The 17584-nt window shown below is 47.0% G+C and carries 12 protein-coding genes; all 12 read right to left on the bottom strand.

The annotated features are described in order from the left end of the window. Positions 1-306: 306 nt before the first annotated feature. The gene (locus BDD30_RS20405) at positions 307-1164 is read right to left on the bottom strand and encodes a hypothetical protein (protein WP_147408143.1); all 858 of its coding nucleotides are present in this window, start codon (positions 1162-1164) and stop codon (positions 307-309) included. Positions 1165-1219: 55 nt separating this feature from the next. Beyond that, positions 1220-1477 carry a hypothetical protein gene (locus BDD30_RS20400; protein ID WP_041381474.1) on the bottom strand — a complete coding sequence of 86 codons (258 nt, stop codon included), beginning with the start codon at positions 1475-1477 and terminating at the stop codon, positions 1220-1222. A 614-nt stretch (positions 1478-2091) separates the two neighbouring features. Then, positions 2092-2784: a hypothetical protein gene (locus BDD30_RS20390; RefSeq protein WP_012776463.1), complete on the bottom strand. Its 693-nt coding sequence runs from the start codon at positions 2782-2784 to the stop codon at positions 2092-2094. A 1-nt stretch (position 2785) separates the two neighbouring features. Next, positions 2786-4096, bottom strand: coding sequence for a hypothetical protein (locus BDD30_RS20385; RefSeq protein ID WP_012776464.1), 1311 nt, complete (start codon positions 4094-4096; stop codon positions 2786-2788). Between the two features lie 33 nt (positions 4097-4129). Next, positions 4130-5125, bottom strand: coding sequence for a DUF4123 domain-containing protein (locus BDD30_RS20380; RefSeq protein ID WP_012776465.1), 996 nt, complete (start codon positions 5123-5125; stop codon positions 4130-4132). A gap of 2 nt (positions 5126-5127) precedes the next feature. Continuing rightward, entirely contained in the window at positions 5128-7092 is a 1965-nt protein-coding gene (locus tag BDD30_RS20375; protein WP_012776466.1) for a type VI secretion system Vgr family protein, read from the bottom strand. Positions 7093-7125: 33 nt separating this feature from the next. Further along, positions 7126-8472, bottom strand: coding sequence for a VasL domain-containing protein (locus BDD30_RS20370; protein ID WP_012776467.1), 1347 nt, complete (start codon positions 8470-8472; stop codon positions 7126-7128). A 52-nt stretch (positions 8473-8524) separates the two neighbouring features. Beyond that, on the bottom strand, positions 8525-12070 hold the full coding sequence (gene tssM / locus BDD30_RS20365; protein ID WP_012776468.1) for a type VI secretion system membrane subunit TssM: 3546 nt from the start codon (positions 12068-12070) through the stop codon (positions 8525-8527). After that, entirely contained in the window at positions 12067-13494 is a 1428-nt protein-coding gene (gene tssA, locus BDD30_RS20360; protein WP_041381475.1) for a type VI secretion system protein TssA, read from the bottom strand. Before tssA ends, tssM begins: the two co-directional genes overlap by 4 nt. A 5-nt stretch (positions 13495-13499) precedes the next feature. Next, positions 13500-14147, bottom strand: coding sequence for a type VI secretion system-associated protein VasI (gene vasI / locus BDD30_RS20355; RefSeq protein ID WP_012776470.1), 648 nt, complete (start codon positions 14145-14147; stop codon positions 13500-13502). Further along, entirely contained in the window at positions 14144-14944 is an 801-nt protein-coding gene (locus BDD30_RS20350) for a Fis family transcriptional regulator (RefSeq protein ID WP_012776471.1), read from the bottom strand. The genes vasI and BDD30_RS20350 overlap by 4 nt, the downstream gene beginning before the upstream one ends. Beyond that, the gene (gene tssH, locus BDD30_RS20345; RefSeq protein ID WP_012776472.1) at positions 14941-17580 is read right to left on the bottom strand and encodes a type VI secretion system ATPase TssH; all 2640 of its coding nucleotides are present in this window, start codon (positions 17578-17580) and stop codon (positions 14941-14943) included. The genes BDD30_RS20350 and tssH overlap by 4 nt, the downstream gene beginning before the upstream one ends. Positions 17581-17584: the final 4 nt, after the last annotated feature.

The raw sequence follows: 17584 nt of genomic DNA, 5'->3' as shown, positions 1-17584 counted from the left end.
TTAATTAGAGCCATATTTTCACTTTGCTAACTTACTTGACTTGTTTTTATATATTTATAGGTTTTTGTTTTATTTATAAGTGGGCATTTTTTCTCTGTGATAGAAATAAACGCCTAAGTTTGAATATCATATCTTAATGAATTTCGATTTTTTTTTGGTTATAGTTCATAAATAGCCTGTTATTCCGATTTGTTTTGAATATCATTTGGAGAAAACATATTGCTGTATAAATGATTGTTGCGGAAGATTGTTATTTTCAGCCTAAGATGATTTTTATCTTAGGCTGAATAATTACCATGATTTTATTTAACGGGCAATCATCACTTTGCCGTTAATAATGGATAAATAAGGGTTGTACTCAAAATTTTTATTCGTCGCTTTATTATCTAATACAAGAGGTGAGCTGCCTAATGCCCCCTCTTCCAGCCGGAACAATCGTCCTTCTTTATAACTGATCAGCTTATATCGGCTCCAGTCAGGTGCTCTGACAATATAATTTTTATCATCTAATATTTCTTTAAAACCGAATGAATTAAAGAAAGTCTCTGGGCGGCTATTTTCACCTATCGCCCATTCTTCCCAGGCGGGTTGACTCATTTTCCATAATTTATTTAAATCTCGTTGATGTAAGGTATTGCTGATTTCCAGATAGAAGTTTTTTATCGCTTCTATATCATTTTTTTCCGAAACGGGCCGCGCTTTTGTCCACATCCAATCCGGTAATCCACTGAGCGTAAAGGTTTTCTGTGCGGCAAAAAGCCCTTCTTCTGCTTCTACTTTCGACATGGCTGTGTAATCAAAGCCAGGTTTGCCATTCGGTAACTGGCTTTGCGATTCGCGAGTTGTTACATTGCCTTTGTCGTCGACAGTCAACTTGATATGGCTGATCACTTCATCTTTATCACCATACGGAGACGCTTTAGTGAGGGTCGCTTCGCACCAGGATTCAGGATGAAATCTTTCTGTATCGTTATCAAAAGATTTCTGTCCCATCAGCAATTCCATTGTGTTCTGACCATTTTCGACAAAGGCCGTAACATTAAAGCCACTGGATTGTGTGCCTGTTTTTGACCCGACATTATCTAGGGCCATCACGCCATTAACTCTTGCCACACAGAGACTACGATGGCTTTTAAACGACAAAAGATATTTATATTCAATCATATTTGTTTTTCCCGATATCGAAGAATTTACCATCAATAATAACGCTAGCAAGGTACTACCCAAAAGATACCCTGTACGTCGATTTTTCTTTAGATAACGGCTCTTGAAGCACCCACTCTTTTTCATCTTCATCCTGTACACTTTGAATTGCTATTGAATCAGAAACATTAAGCTTCCCACTACGTGGTGTGCTACTTCCACCAACCCTAGCGTTATAACCCACACTGGCTTTGGCTTTAATCCCCTCATGGTAAAAGACCAGATCCAGCTTATCTTTCCGACTGTCATCTAATGCAACACACACTTCAGCCATAATCTCAGCACTGGCCTTAAAATACCCTTCTACAGCCCAATACCGGACACCACCTCAAATTTCTCAAGAAGCACTAAATTGATAGCAGTGAAAAAGACCGGCTTTTTACCCACGAAAATGTTTTTTATTTCATTGTGAATATTAATTTTTTTGGGAACAAACTGCTCCCCGGCGCACTCGGTCACTCGGATAAGATAGGATGATTTTCCTCTAATGAGAAACTCCCGGTAGGCAATTGGTAAGCAATTTTCCCTTTATACGGTTGAGCTGGAGGAAATCGGGCAATGTATTGAAAAGCATTATCATCATAAATATCACCAATCGGACACTGAGAATTATTGGAGGCACAGCCTTTACTAATTGATTTCATCGTTAAGGGAATTAGGTTTGTTATCTTCTACCATCATATAAATGGCAACACGATAAAATTTTATTATATTATTACCATAATGATGATTCGTTTATTGAATAAAGAGGGCAAGGCCCTCTTTGTTATTTGTATTTTTATGTTGTTATCGAGTGATAATAGATCTCAATAGCGGACTGAGTGCTTCATTTATCACTGATATCTGTTGCCATAATTACCCAGACATTAGTGGTCATCATGAATAAGGCTATTTTTTCTCTTTCTGTTTTTCTTCCAGATACAGCTTATAAGTTAATAAATCATTTGCTTTATAAAAAGATCCATAGTGCTGAATGCCTCGGGCCAGTAGGATATCACTGTATGGGAACTGATCTTTTTCGTCTTCTTCATCAATAACAGCACTGATTACCATTTCATATTTTTGGTCTTTGTAAGAAAAACTGACCAGTAGGCTATCAATAACCGGCTGTCGTTTCTCCTTATCAAATCGGCTATAGAGATATTCATATTCCGGGCGTGATATAAGCTTGGATAATCTTTCTGTGCCTTCAACATCTGTCTTTGCATCCGTTTCTCCCTGAATATCTGTCGAGCCTATCACCTTTTGGACTAATTCATTAAAATTGGCAGACCTATCCAGATCACCATAAGTTCTATGACGTATATTATAATATATGTCATAATACATAAAATACTCTGAGTTTTTAACCTGATTAAGGTTTATAGGTTTCAGCTTTATTAAATAAAAATCATTTATTTTAATATAATCGCCACTATTTAACCATTTGCTGGCATCAAACCAGACTTTATCATACAGGTAGTTGGGGTCGGGGTTATTCACAAATATTGCCATTTTATTTTTCATATTAATCTCATTCCATAACCAAAAAAAACAGATCATAATAAAGAAAGGGATGATAATAAGATAAATTTTTTTCATATTATTCCCATCTTCTGGGCAGGTAGGTTCGTAAACCTTTGGGCAACCCTTTTGGGCTCTCTGCAGTTCCGGGTTTATGCCATGCGCCATGTGGATCTATTGGGCCACCTTGATCAATATTGTCATCTCTTACCTTTATACTTTCAATTTGTTTTTTATACTTTTCGTAATTTTTGGGTCTAGTTGGTTCTTTAAGTTTTGGGTTAAGATGCTTATTATTCGTATAATAACGATAGTCCTTGTCATATTTCATAATCTCCTCGCGATGCTTTTCTGCCTCGTTTATTTCTGTTTTAGTGCCATAAGTCTTGCCATAATGACTGCGCATGGCAAATGCCCGGACTTCGACCTCCCAGGTATCTGCCATTAATTGAGCCAGACTATGTTCATAGCCCGGATCGGTATTTGTGAAATCGTCTTCATCAACAGCGATGCCTGTTCTGCATGCATAGGAAGTAACGACAGCATCATAATCAAAGATTTTTTCATCAATCTGCATAATTTTCTCCAGTGTGAAATCACCTGCTGGATCATTATAGCCACTAAAGATATTTTCAGCATAGAAATGAAAAGGGATATTCAATATGATGCCGTGAGAGAATATATCTAACTGTTTAATGAGTCTTTTTTTACTCTTTCGCTCAGACAAAAATTGCACGAGTTCATCTGAATTTCTGACATAAACAATTCTTCCACCTTTATCTTGCGTGTACTGATTAATAACCTTAATATCATGGTTAGTATACCCTAATGTAAAAACAACCAGAATACGTTGTATTTTATAATCCGGTGTTGTTGCAGGGTATTCGCCCAGTTGCCTTATTCCCTGATTAATAAACATATACTGGTTACCTATTGGGGCGGAAAATCCTCTAGTCACACCACTTAATGAATAATCCGGGCCTTCCGTTCTGGCGGCGACAACGCTGATATAATCATAACCACAGATTGAATATTCTACCTCGTATGTCGGTTTATTTAAGGCCGTTTTCGTTGAGGATGACTTAGCGTTTGTAATATATTCACTTTTTCTGCGCTGTAATTTCCCTGCATCACGCCCAACAACGATACGGATATTTTCTGCTTCTTTTGTGTATATTCGTTCAGTCAAAAATTTGTCATCTGTTTTTCCCGATATTATATGTTTGTTTTTTTCAATTCGGATATAATAAGGAATGTTTTCTAATGGTATTGAAACTTCATTATTGTTATAAAGCTTTATTTGCTGGCTGTATATGCCCTGTTTCATAACTTCTTTATATTCTTCGGGGGGACAGGTTGCACAGGCTTTTCCTGCATTAAATGTTGTCATATTGACTCCTTTTAGATGTTATCTGATGGTTCTTTATATGATGTTTCTTTTATTGAGTTCAGAAACAATCTTAACATTATAGAAACCGGGTTCATCTTTATTCATTAGATGATGTAGCCATCCCTCGGGAATATCGTTGGCTGATAAAATTTCTTTTATAATACACAGTTTCATTAGTGTCTTTATTGAAACATCATCAATAATATTATTCTGTTGACAAAATGCGTAGATATCTACTACAAAATTGTTTATTTCCCGATATTTCTCATGAAGAGAGCTGTAGTATATATAGTATACTTTGCTGTTGATCCTATCAATAGCCGCTTTATTTATCATGTAATATTCATCGGGAAAAATCATCAGGAACTCAGAAATATCTTCAAATTTCTCATTGGGATTTTTGTTCTCTAACGCGTAAAATATATCATCAGGCACATTTTTTTCAGACAGGAAAATGTCGCACCAGTATGCAAGCATATGGTGTGTCAGCGCTACAATATATTGTTCATAATGTTTATCATTAAAAATCTGATATTGTTTTGGGGTTATTTTGAAGAATTTATCCTTATTCTGAAAAGATTCTTCGCTATTGTATTCAAACGGAGTGCTTTCTCTATATATTCCGTGGTGGTAGCTGATGACTTTCTTTATAGGTGATAGAAACCGGTTAAGCTCATCATGGCTTAAGATGTCAATAAAAATCCAGAATACCCTGGGGTCATAATATCGAAAAAATACGGGTTTTTTTTCAGTAGGAATAAAGACCTGCAAATATTTTCTGAGATGCTGTCGTAATTTTTCAAATGGATATGTTGATAATAAATACAGCCCCCAGGGATCTTTTTTTCTCGATAGCCAGACTTTAACGGGTTGAGTTAATTCAACGAGGTGGGGTGAGTTTATTTGTTCTTCTTTATTGGAGATGTTTGTATATAAGCTAGATGCGATCGGATTTAATTGTTCCAACATATCGTATAAATCATGCATTAGCGCCCCATCAATGACTGCATAATAATTTACTTTTTCCATGATCACTCCTTTGAGCTACAGTGGGCGACAAATGGCATACCGAGCGCGGCGGCGGCTTTCAAAACTGAAGGCATGGCAGGTAAAGAAACATCACCTGGGCTTCCCGCTGAGTTTAAATTTATTGCAGTCCCTTTTATATCTACCCCCCCATGATGGATGACAACAAAATTGTTACCGACCCGTAAAGTTATCCGGGTATCACTTTTTATGGTGATATCCCCTTCGGCTTGATAACCTAATGTACCTGCAACTGATCTGATATCATCGCCTTTTATAACCAGATTTTTGTCCCGCTCGATTAACTCGATATAACTTCCGGTCGTTTTATGCTCCTGTTGCCCTTCCACGGTTATTTTGCGGTTGTGGGCAATCACCAGTTCATCATCGTGGCCGATACTGGTGGTGCGGTTGTAGTTAATCCGCTCGTCCCGGGAATTGCGCACCTGAATGGCCAGGTTTTTCTGGGCGTGGATAAATACCTCTTCCCGGTCTTTTTCATCTTCAAACCGCAGTTCGTTAAAGCCTTCTCCTTTGTGAGTTTTTGACCGGATTGACATCTGGGTTTTAGCCATCGGCAGGCGGTTGGGAGGGAGGTTGCTGGCATGGTAAGCGCGTCCGGTGATAATGGGCTGGTCCGGATCGCCATGTAAAAAGTCCACCAGCACTTCCTGCCCCACGCGTGGGATGGCTATCATGCCCCAGCCTTTGCCAGCCCATGCCTGACTGACCCGTATCCAGCAGGAACTCTGGTCATTAAACTGACCATATTGATCCCAGGCAAACTGTACCCGCACCCGGCCGTACTCGTCACAAAAGATCTCTTCGCCTTCGGGGCCGACCACGGTTGCTACTTGCAGGCCGTCAATGCGGGGTTTGGGGTAGGGGGAAGGCCGCCAGGAACGGTCACGGTCGCCAAAGGTAAAGTGGTTGGTCAGCGTGGTTCCCGTGTCACCGGAGCGGGTTTCATCGGCCTGGGGCTGCCGGCCATGGTGGTGGATGCTGATGACCTGCCACGGAACATTAAATGTCTCTTTGGGGTGATGAGAGAGGGTAAACATGAGGCCCGGCCAGAGGAAAAAGCAGTCACTGTGTGCATGGCCGAGGAGGTCATTGCGGCGTAAGGCTTCCAGACGATAACGGCTCATGTGTTCCCCGCGTTCATCTTTATAACGCCCGGGGAAATCGTAGTGATAATAGCTGGTTAAATCGGTACGCTGATTGGCCGATTTGGACTCGTAAAAGTGATATTCTGCGGTCCAGGGCGGGTTTTTAAAGGTGCGGTCGCGCAGAGAAATGCCCTGAATCCCGACCTGTTCACGCCAGCGGAACTGCTGGATACTGCCCTGCCTGCCCAGCACATCGGGTTCCGGGTTATAGGGGACGGAAAAGCGGTTACCGAGAGCCAGACAGGAATCGGCGAAGAAAATGGTCTGGCCGTTTTTACCTTGGTTAAACTCGAAGTAATAAAAAATGCCTTCATCGGCTAACAGGCGGTGAAGAAAGGCCAGGTCGCTTTCGTCGTACTGGACGCAGAATTCCCGCTCGGGATGTTCATAGCCGAGGGTGTAAACAATATCCCGGATGCCGTTTTCTTTCAGCAGGGTGTCAATAATATCGGTAATGGATTGATGCTGAAAAATCCGGGAATTGACGCGTAATCCGGCTCGCCAGAGTGCGGGTTGCAGGGTCAGGGAATAATGACTGCGATGGCGTCCGGCGGTGCTTTGTTCAAACTGGGTGACAATGCCGGTGACTTCGCGTTCCGGGAGTCCGTCACGGTAGACGGAGAAGGTGGCGGAATTGTCCAGAACATCCTTAAAGTTGATATCCGGGTCAGCGCTGGTGAGTGTGGCGTCCAGACTGAAGGGTGTCGAGAGTGCTTCATTCAGTGTAAATTCAACGACTGCAAAAGTGTGAGCTGGGAGGTTACCCACGGAGAGGGTAAAAACCAGTCCTGAATCTGCCATTATTTGCCTCTTGATGATGTTGTCATGTGGTGTTTATTGACTTAACGGATTGAGCGGTTGTTTTTGTGTGGTCAGTCCGGCGTCTTTTTGTAACGCGTAGTAACGACTCAGCAGAGCGTTAAAGCGGTCATCGGTCTTTTTTATCAGTGCTGGTGAGACGGTCTGTCCTTGTTCTATCGCCGCAGAGAACTGGCGTAACAGCTCTTCCAGCGGCACTTCACGGTTGTGGCTGTTCTGAATCTGGTAGATAGCCGTTTTTAGGTAAGAGAGGGTGAAACTGCCCCGGTTACGTTCCTGCTCAAGGATTTTATCGGCCAGTTGCTGGAGTTGATTTCGGGTCTGGTGCCAGCTGCCCTGTACCGGCGCGTTCTCCAGTCTTACGGCCTGTAATTGTTGCCAGCGGTCAGTTTCATGTTGTTGCTTGTTGTCCAGTGGCCAGGTTTTCTGCGCTATATCGGTTAGTTGTTCAGCATTTTGCAACACGACCAGCGGTGAGGTATCTGCTAACCGGGTTAACTGTTGTTCATAGGTTTGCAGGTCGGGCTGATATAACCAGTTCAGTCTCGCACCGTCTTGTGTTCCAGTCAGGGCGGTGAGCTGTTGTTGTAAGGGTTTGTAAAACCCTAGCCAGCTGCCGGTCAGGACAAATATTCCCAGCAATGCACCCAGCCCGAAGCCCTGTAAAGCACTCATCCGGGGTGGTGGCTCAGGAAAACGGACCTGCACTTTAGGCTGATTGCTGTCATAGCTGGCATCATAGTCGGCTTCAGGTTCAGCCGGCTCCGGCTCGGTATTAGCCAGATAGACCAGCGGCGGCATCTGTACCGGTTTAGCCGCAGGTTTGGGGATGATGCGGGTATTTTCCAGTTTTTTCGCGGTGTTTTGGAAAAACCACAGCAGGTTTTCAACTTTGGGTAGACGTTTTAGGTCGGATTGCTGGAGCCGGTCAACGATCAGCTGTAAGGCCCGCTCTGCCCGGTAAATCATGCGCAGGTCGCGCGTAGTGTAATCGTGCTGGCGCAGGGCGTTGCCGCTGCGGGTGTTAAACCAGTCGAGCATCTCGGTTCGCACCGTCGGCTGGGGCGGCCATAGTTCATCCCATTGACTGACAATCACGCCAGCTAGCAATTCGCAGCCTTCGGTAAAACCGGCCAGACCGCTCAGCTGCATCCGGGCCAAGGTGTAGTAAATCGCACTTTGTAAATCGACGCCGTGGGAGCGGAACAGGGTCAGGGCCAGCGATTCAATCAGTTGCCAGTTTACTGCGGGTTGAGAGGGATGGTTAATTTTATTGATTTCTTCACGTATTGCGGTGAACGCCGGCAGGTTCATTGGGTTACCGCCGGCACGGATAATCAGGTTTTCAGGGTTTTCACTCATGGCAGTTTATCCTTACCTGCCCCCGCCGGCACGGGGAACAGGTCTTTTTTGATTAATAGAGGGTGTCAGGCAGTTTGAACCGGCTGAACAGGCCACCGGCAAACGGGTTGTCGGATTCATCTACGTAGATACGGTAAGTCATATCTCCGCCATCAACGGAGAACAGCACATCAAACGAATCCTGACGCACGTTGGTCAGTTTGCCGCTGTTAATCAGTCGCAGCTGGGCCCATGGGCCGGTGAAGCTGATTGAACGCGGGGATTTGCCGCTGGTATCTGGTATCAGTGTGAGTTGACTTTCTACCCCAGAGCGCATGGAGTTTGGCCAGACCAAATGCACGATGCTGCTGCGACCGTGGGCGTAATCAAGTAACTGACCGTCGAGATTGAGCAGGCTGCGGCGTTTGTTGCCAGTCAGGCTGATAGGCTCAATGGCAAACTGGGTACCGAGGCCGTTTTGCGGGGTGAAGAAGGTGTCGCGGATACGGTCGGCCAGTTTCAGTTGCGCCAGCACGTCCGGGCGGATAAGTTGTTTGCCGTCGTCGCTGTAGGTCAGGTTGTTTTCAACAAATGGTTTCAGGTTCTGTTGATAGAAGGCATCGAGTGTTCCACCCGGTCGGAAGAAGCGGTCAAACTCACTGAGTGGGACATCCTGAGTGGCATCCGGGTTGAACGGATAGCGTCCGGCCAGATAGGTCTGGTACTGTTTGACTACGGAGTCATGCCATTCGACTTCTAATGAGCGGACGGCTTCCATCATGACTACACGCCATGCCTGTTCGGCCAGTTCACCAACCCAACGGTTCAGCGGTTCCGGCAGGTTTTTCGCCAGTTGTTGCACGTCGAAAATTGGGTCACTGTTGTTCTGTTCAAGTCGCAACTGGACCGCTTTTAGGGCGGCTTTGCCCGGCACCGGTGCGTTCTGGATAGCCAACAGGTAACGGTGTAGTGCAGTCAGTTTCTGGTAAACTTCCTGTAGAGTGCTGTTTTTTTCACCGTATTCCATCAATACGGCAGTTTCCGGGGCGAATTCGCGGTTGATACGCACCAGTAGGCGGTAGTCCGGTGCATCGCGTAACTGCTGTTGCTCTTTGGCGGGTAGGGTATCGTTAATCACTGGCAGGCGGGTGTTGTCGCTGAGGATTTGCAGCGCCCGGCTGATTGGTTGTTCCCCACTGATGACTTGCTCAATGGCACTGATGGCCTGTGGGATATCGGTAAAGTCGAGGATATCCAGATTGTTCATAGCGCTGCGCCAGGTGGCGGTGTAATCGCCAAGATATTGCTCGGTGATTTGTCGTTGGATTTCTTTACGGTCAGTTTCGCTGTACTGGACGTTGTGTGACAGGTTCAGCACCCAACTGTCCATCACGGTGAGGTCAATCAGCTGGTCGTCCTGTTTAACGAAGTAGTTATTTAGACCATTCATTGTCAGAAACTGAGGGATAATCAGTTGCTTGTCGTTATTGGCGATAAAGATACTGTCAAAACTAGGACCTATCTGGTCGCGCAGGTTGAGCGGCGGTGGCAGAGAGTCCTGGGCTTTAAGGCGCAGGTTCTGATAGACCCGCTGGTAAATGGAAAGCTGACTGAGTTCCTTCTGGGCATTAGTGAGTGGAAGCTTGTAAGGCGCGAAGCTACTGATAGCTGCTGGGTCACCAGCTTCCCGTGCGGCCCGCCAGTCGGTGTGGTCCAGAGCGTAGTCCAGATGGGTTAACAGCTGTTCCTGCACCGGACGTTGGCCGTTAAAGGTGCGACTCCAGCGTTCCTGCATATACTGTTCAACCAGCGATTTATTGCGGCCACTGCCATCTTCCAGCATCCGTATGATACGCAGTACTTCCAGTTTTTCTTCACTGCCTTTGGGGGCGTTGTTTAGGTCATCCAGCAGGCCGTTCATCAGGGCCGGCAGGAAGCGCTGGGACAGCAATTGCAGATAGGTACTTTCGACATACGGACCGACGTCCGAGCCCTGATAGAGCCCCATATCGGCGAGCAGCCCTTTATGATGGTAATCACCGTAGGCAAGGGTGGCCTGCCGGACAGGATTGAGCAGCGGTAATTGTAAATTACCGTTGCGGTCTTCCCCTTTGGGTGGGGGAACAGATAAGAAGTTTTTAGCCTGCGTCAGGACTTCTTCGCCGGCCCGGTAGTTTTTCTGATAGTAGTAGTGCCAACCGGTCCATAGGGCCAGTGCCACGACTGAGCCGGCGGTGGAGAAGGTCAGCAGTTTTCGGCGGTTCCGACTTAACCAGAGTCGGTTCTCCGCAGCCAGATTGGGCTCGGCCAGCAGGACCTCTTCAAACAGCGCGCGAGTGAAATAGGGGGCGGTATCGGCGACCGGCCAGGTTGGAAATGCCTGAGGTCCCAGATGATACTGCACGGCGGCAGATTGGGTGAAGGGGTCATCCATCTGACCGATTTGTTTCGACGAAGTGAGATAAACGCCGCGCAGCCCAGGTTGTGCCGGTCCGCCGTTGTAGAGCAAGCCATCCAGTAGCTGTACCAGATAGCTGTGCAGTCCTTGAATTTGACGGGTAAAGCTGAATAGCGGGCCGCGTTGGCTGCTATCCACTTTGTTGAGCATCATATCCGGCATCGCGGCGTTAAGTTGCTGCATCCACTGGTGCCAGAATTGTGCTAGCTCGGTGCGCCAGCCGTCTTCATCCGCGGCGTTCAGGCTGAAAGTGACCCCCAGGATCTGCGCGCGCTGCGGTCTGTCCAGTGATTGGAATGCGGCACCGAAGCCATGTAGCAAATCGAGTTTAGTCAGTACCAGATAAAAGGGAAGATGGTTGTGTAAGGTTAACCGCAGATCTTGCAGGCGCAGGTGGAGCGCTGCGATATACCGTTCACGCTGTTCTTTGTTGTCGGTCAGTAAACGGTGGGTATCCACTGTTAGGATAATACCATTAAGGGGCTGACGCTGACGGTTTTCGGTCAACCAGGTAAGCAGGGCTTGCCACAGGCGGGCGGGCAGTTGAGGCTTATCGCTATCCGACATGGCTGTTTGGTCAATGAGGAAACCGTCTGGGTCGAGAATGACTGCTTTTTCCCCTAGCCAACAGCGCAGGTGCAGTGGAAGACCGTCTTCTCCTTTCAGAGCGTCTGGCGCGGCAATGTCAGTTAATTTGTAACCTTCCTGGATAAGCGAAGTTTTGCCGCTGCCAGTGTTGCCAGTCATGAGGTACCAGGGGCGTTGATAAAGGTAATCCCAGGTGCCGAGATGGCGTTGAAGTTGCGCTTTCCAGTGGTTGAGGTAGCTGTCCTGACGAGCAATATCGGTCAGTACTGGATCAACCACTTTCAATTCCACATCCAGTTTTAATTTTTCCAGCTGTTGCAAGCGACGCCAGATTTTTGTGCCGACAAAACCCAGCACCATAAAGATGATGATTGCGGTTGCCAACCAGCGGGCAGAGAGATTTTCCAGCGGGTAAGTTTGTTTGAATTGCCAGCCAGGCCCCCACCACCATATCCAGATAAGGGCCAGGCAGGGCAGGAGAGCCAGTATCAGCGAGAATGTGGCTTTGAGAGGTGGCAGACGCGGCATCGTCGGTTTTTTGATATTTTTTAGAAGAAGAGAGAGCCAGTTCATGGGTTAACACTCCTGTTTGCTGCCGTATCCTTTGAGGTGCAGTTAATTGAGGCTTTTTCTGCCAGTCCTGCCAACAGGCCGGGTTCCCAATGGGTGAGTAACATGTGCTGTCCTGCCTGCAATAGATGCCGGTAATGTTGTTGTGCCAGGGCGGTCATACCCGCCTTTTCAAGCAATTGTGCTGTAAGCAGTTGACCGTAGAACTGATCTCGAGGCTCAGTCAGTTGTTGCTGATGTTGTTCTGCGGCGTTGAGTGCTGCTTCCAGTCCATGTTGTTGGAAACATTGCCAAATAGCCTCTTGATCCTGAGTGGAGCCGCCGTTGCCCGCAGCGGTTGCTGGGGGGTGCAGCCAGTTCAGGGTTGCAGCTGAAATAAATGGACTCATATCGGAAAAATATAAGGTCTGTAAAATGGGTAAGCGGTCAAGAAATGCTTTCAGTTCATCGCGGATAGCGCTGGCAACTGCGGTATAACCCAGTTTCTCAGCGGCTTGAGCCGCGATAGCATGTCCGTCAAGCCAGTAAGGGGCAAGGGTCAGGCTCTGCTCTATCTGTTGCAGTAAAGGCTTATCGGCAGCGGGCAGTTTCGCCAGATAATCCGCGGTACGGTCTGCTGAAATAGGCGCCAGTGGAGTTTTGCCTTCGCCGTTGGCGATCGGTGCAGTAGTCAGTGTGTGCCAGGTCGCGTAGCGGCGCAGCCGGTAACCTGTAGGGGAGTCAGGCTGGCGTTCGCACAGCAGATCGGCCACGGTCAGCAACGTCTGTTTCCAGGCTTTTTCACTGGTGCTGTCTACCGCGATGTCCGGTGCTGGGGTCAGCGCTGGGGAAATGGTAGGTTGTGCCGTGTTTTCTGTTGGTTCAGCGGGCGCTGCTACCGGCTTTGGTGTCGGTTTGCGGGCATAACGAGAACGTAACTGATCGATCTCTTTAGCCAATGCAGGTTCATCGGTATGCCAGCATTGCGCCAGATGAGCGAGTGCGCCTTGCGCTTCTTCCCGTTGAGTTTCATCCGCTTGTTCACAGAAGCTGGCCTGAGCGGAGTCAAAGCGTTTAATAACCTGTTGTGCCAGACGGCGCTTGAGCAAGGGTTTTTGTGGCCAGGCGGGCTGCCAGTAATGTTTGATGTAATCGGCCAGCAGTTCCATTGCCAGTATTAGCTCTGCGGGGTTGCCACTGTGTTGTAGTGTCCGCAACAGGTGAACCATCAGCCTGAAATCTTTGCTTTTTTCGCTGAATAGTTGTAGCGCCTGGCGCTGGATTTCTTCAATGTTAATGGTGGAATGGGCCAGTGATCCCAGCTTAATCATTTCACCATCAATATATTCCCAGGCAGGTTCGTTCTCATCCAGCTCCTTGCTGGTCAGTTCATCTGATAGCGGTGTTAGCAGGAGTCCCTGCCAGTCGAATTGTTTCCTGATATCCATTGGGATCACCAACGACAGGCGGAGCGTAAGGGTTTCACCGCCTGTTCCAGTTGAGAAATGTTGAATGTCATCCGGTTTCCGTTGCTGGTTTTGATGGTCAGGGTGTCACCTGTCATCAGTCGTTTGAGTGTTTCAATGCCCGGTATCCCACGGCTGGATTCCAGCAGATAACCATTTTCGCGCAAAAACCAGTCAGCACTGAATTGGGTTACGTCGGTCGAAATCATGACCGAGCCATTGTCTTGTGGCGTAGTCAGGGCGACTTGTATCCGGGTAATGCTATCGATACAACTCAACACAAGTACCGGTCGTGGAGGTGGAACGCCGAGCGCAGGTGTAGTGAGTATGACGCGGGTCGGTATTCCTTTGGATTGGGTAGTGATAAAACCAGTTGAGTGGTCAGTCCGTTTCATTTCCTGTTCCATGGCTTGTTGCCAGGCCGGGCCAGTTTTTTCTAACGGAATGACAGCAGCCCTATCCACTTTATCTAATAGACGGTCATAGCAATCCAGCCTGATCAGCGGTGAAGGTTCTGAACGGCATTGCAGTAAGGTCGGTAGCGAGGGCGCTGTGGTGGTTTCCTGAGCTGGCTGAATTTCAGGCGTGCCAGTCAGGGATGCAATTAATGAACTGACAAGTAAAAAGAAACTCATAATTTACACCTGTATTTTGCCAGCTTGTAGGTCAGTGTACGTGGCGCAATGCCTAAGCTTTCTGCAATTCGTTTGGTGTTATCGCCATAGATGTGTTGGCGTTGTACCAATACTGCACATTCAAACTCTTCAAGGGCCTGAGGCAGGTTGTCGATTTTGCTGTAATCGTGAGAGATGTTGGCCGATGTTTTGTTCTCCGCAGTGGTGCTCAACGAAGCCAGTAGTTCATCAAGCTGTTTTTCTTTCTGGCGTTGAGTTTGAAAAACTTGACGAATTTGGCGCAATTGTTCACGTAGTTGTTCCAACTCCTGTAATTTTTTCAGCCGGTGCTGCATGACATGGCAGTAGATGTAAAACATGTTTTTATCATCAGCAAAACGATTAACATCTTCGGCGAAAACAGCGATTACACCACATGCCTGTCCGTTGCAGTTGAACAATGGGATAGCATGCAAACCACAGCGGTGGGGCAGCTCTTCTATAAAGGTACGAAAGTTCTGATTGTCTACTCGTACCCCTTGATTGAGTGATTCCCATGTCATGGGTGTGCCTTTATACATAATTTGCACCAGCGGATGGTTGATATCGCCGATACTGACATCCAGTTGTAAGGCACTTATCTGGTTTGGGGCTGGCAGCCGATAACATTCCAGACGGTTTTCATTCATATTAAGTAGAGAGACCAGCAAGGCATCAAAACGCTGGCGTTGGTGATTCACCTGAAGAAAGTGGTGAACCAGTTGCTCAATAGAGTCATTTTCCAGTAACGCTAATGCGCTTTTCAGCCGTTGTTTCATTGGAGCTCCTCAACCACCGCGTTGAATTTATGTTCATCAACGGTTAGCTGGATGGCGCTAATTTGTTTTCCTGAAGCCATTTTTTGCAGCAATAGCAGAGATAGCGGTGGTAACAAAGCGCCATCAATGATCGATTCCAGCATACGTGCACCGTTTTCAGCACGGGTTGCTCGTTGCAGTATTTCTTCGATCACGTCATCACTGATGGTTACTTCAGCATTGAAACGTTGGCGCAACAGGTTATCAAGGCGAGCTAGTTTGCTTTGAATGATGGTCTTCAGGGTGTCATATCCCAGTGGCAGATAGGGCACGACTTCCATTCGCGCCAGTAATGCCGGTTTGAAGAATGCCGCCAGTTCAGGGTAGAGCAGGTCGTTCATCTCTTCCGGTTTATCAGCATTATCAACGATAGTTTGATAGCCAAGGTTGGATGTCAGGAAGAAGACAATATTTTTGCAGTCAATCACTCGGCCTTCGCCATCGGCCAGTTCGCCTTTGTCGAATGCTTGATAGAACAGGTTGAGTACGTCAGGATGCGCTTTTTCCACTTCATCAAGTAGGACGACGGAATAAGGTTTCTGGCGAATAGCTTCGGTGAGTACGCCACCTTCTCCATATCCAACATAGCCTGGCGGTGAACCAATCAGGCGAGAAACGGTGTGTTTTTCCTGAAACTCGGACATGTTGATGGTGGTCAGGTACTGACGTCCGCCGAACATTAATTCCGCAAGCTGTAAAACGGTCTCAGTTTTACCGACACCGCTTGGCCCCACTAGCAGGAAGGCCCCCAGTGGGCGACCAGGACGGCGCAGGTCTGCTCTGGCAGTTAATAGATGTTGATGCAGGCATTTGATAGCTAGTTGCTGTCCTTTGATGCTTTGCCCCAGATGGGTTGGCAGTTCAGTGACAATGGATAATTCACTCTGTGACAGACGGTTAAGGGGAACGCCTGTCCATTCGGCGATAACTGCCGCAATTTGGTTTTTATCCACATGAGGGGAAACCAGTGTTTGCTGTTGTTGTAACTGTTCCAGTTGTTGATTAAGTTCAGACAGTTTTGCAACCAATTCTTCAGTCACGATTTCCGCAGGTGTCTCGTTCTCTTCGGTTTTATCGGTTGTTTCGTTTGTTAATAGTTGACGGCGTAGTTCAATAACTTGTTGAACCAATTGCTGTTGTTGTTGCCAACTGGTTTCCAGTTCAGCCAGTTTTTCTGCCGTTTCCTGCTGTTGTTGCTGAAGTTCTTCTAGTCTATCAGTATGTTGGTTCAGCCCCATGTGTTGCTCTCTTGTCAGCACATCCGATTCCATTTGCTGCTGGTGGAGCTGATTTTTCAGTGCGGAAATCTGACGTGGAGGTGAAGTCAGATTGATGGCAACGCGGGCACAGGCGGTATCTAATACGTCAATAGCTTTATCGGGTAACTGGCGACCTGAGAGGTAACGGTCACTTAATACGGCGGAGGCTTTCAGTGCTTCGTCATCGATCAATATGCCATGAGATTGTTCATAAATTGCCCGCAGGCCACGCATAATGATAATGGCTTCTTCCGCTGTGGGTTCAGCCACTTTGACCAGTTGAAAACGGCGAGAGAGGGCAGCATCTTTTTCAAAATATTTTTTGTATTCGCCCCAAGTGGTTGCGGCGATAGTTTTCAATTCACCACGTGCCAGAGCGGGTTTCAGCAAGTTAGAGATGTCCAGTCCGCCCTGCTGATTACCTGCACCAATCAGCGTATGAGCTTCATCGATAAATAGAATAATCGGTACAGACGATTGGTTGATTTCACTCATGATGCCTTTGAAGCGCTTTTCAAATTCACCTTTTACCGCCGCACCCGCTTGTAATGCCCCCAGATCCAGTGTCATCAATTCACTGTTGCGTAATTTTTCCGGTACCTGATTGTCGATAATGCGCAAAGCCAGTCCTTCAATCAGCGCACTTTTACCTACGCCCGCTTCACCTACCACAATGGGGTTATTTTTACGTCGGCGGCAAAGAATATCGATCATCAGGTCGATTTCGGTGTCACGGCACAGAACTGGATCGAGTTTTCCCTGACGAGCCTGTTCTGTCATGTTTTGGGTAAAACGGGCGAGAAGGCTGTCACTATTGGCTGCGTTTCTGCCTTGTCCGTTTTTATCGTTTTCTACAACCGGTTGTTCGGCGGAACCTGCTGTCCATTGCGTAAAATTCTGGCGCAGTAATTCGCGGTTAATTCCCGATAGCAAACGGGCAGATTGGGGCGTCAGGTAGCGTAATGGGCTGAATAATAATGTCATCAGCATGACACCGCTGCGTAATTCCTGATGCTGCATCTCGGTTGATGCTAACAGCCAGCTATCCTGTAGCCATTCCACCAGCATGGGTGAAAAGTTGGGGTAAGCTTGTACCATCGCCTGATGGTGAGGAATCATCTGATCAAGTTGTTCTTTCAGCAAGTCACTGTCTACTTCGGCTTGACTGAAGATCGCTCTGACATCACTGAGAGGTGTGTTGATCATCTGCAACAGTAGCTGAGAGACCGTGATCTCAGGTTGCTGCTGACTGACACACTGCGCTGCCGCCGTTTCCAGAGCATGCCGAGTCATCGGATTTAAGCGGTTAACTAATGTGGGGAGATCAATCTGGATCATCGGT

The sequence above is a fragment of the Photorhabdus asymbiotica genome, from assembly GCF_003634575.1.
GTDB classification, from domain to species: Bacteria; Pseudomonadota; Gammaproteobacteria; order Enterobacterales; family Enterobacteriaceae; genus Photorhabdus; species Photorhabdus asymbiotica.
This window is presented reverse-complemented; position numbering and strand designations above follow the sequence as displayed.

What these genes read in the sequence shown, in the direction of transcription:
- BDD30_RS20400 (WP_041381474.1), bottom strand. Translation starts at nt 1,477, where the DNA reads ATGGCTGAAGTGTGTGTTGCATTAGATGACAGTCGGAAAGATAAGCTG.
- BDD30_RS20405 (WP_147408143.1), bottom strand. Translation starts at nt 1,164, where the DNA reads ATGATTGAATATAAATATCTTTTGTCGTTTAAAAGCCATCGTAGTCTC.
- vasI (WP_012776470.1), bottom strand. Translation starts at nt 14,147, where the DNA reads ATGAGTTTCTTTTTACTTGTCAGTTCATTAATTGCATCCCTGACTGGC.
- BDD30_RS20385 (WP_012776464.1), bottom strand. Translation starts at nt 4,096, where the DNA reads ATGACAACATTTAATGCAGGAAAAGCCTGTGCAACCTGTCCCCCCGAA.
- tssA (WP_041381475.1), bottom strand. Translation starts at nt 13,494, where the DNA reads ATGGATATCAGGAAACAATTCGACTGGCAGGGACTCCTGCTAACACCG.
- BDD30_RS20370 (WP_012776467.1), bottom strand. Translation starts at nt 8,472, where the DNA reads ATGAGTGAAAACCCTGAAAACCTGATTATCCGTGCCGGCGGTAACCCA.
- tssM (WP_012776468.1), bottom strand. Translation starts at nt 12,070, where the DNA reads ATGAACTGGCTCTCTCTTCTTCTAAAAAATATCAAAAAACCGACGATG.
- BDD30_RS20390 (WP_012776463.1), bottom strand. Translation starts at nt 2,784, where the DNA reads ATGAAAAAAATTTATCTTATTATCATCCCTTTCTTTATTATGATCTGT.
- tssH (WP_012776472.1), bottom strand. Translation starts at nt 17,580, where the DNA reads ATGATCCAGATTGATCTCCCCACATTAGTTAACCGCTTAAATCCGATG.
- BDD30_RS20375 (WP_012776466.1), bottom strand. Translation starts at nt 7,092, where the DNA reads ATGGCAGATTCAGGACTGGTTTTTACCCTCTCCGTGGGTAACCTCCCA.
- BDD30_RS20380 (WP_012776465.1), bottom strand. Translation starts at nt 5,125, where the DNA reads ATGGAAAAAGTAAATTATTATGCAGTCATTGATGGGGCGCTAATGCAT.
- BDD30_RS20350 (WP_012776471.1), bottom strand. Translation starts at nt 14,944, where the DNA reads ATGAAACAACGGCTGAAAAGCGCATTAGCGTTACTGGAAAATGACTCT.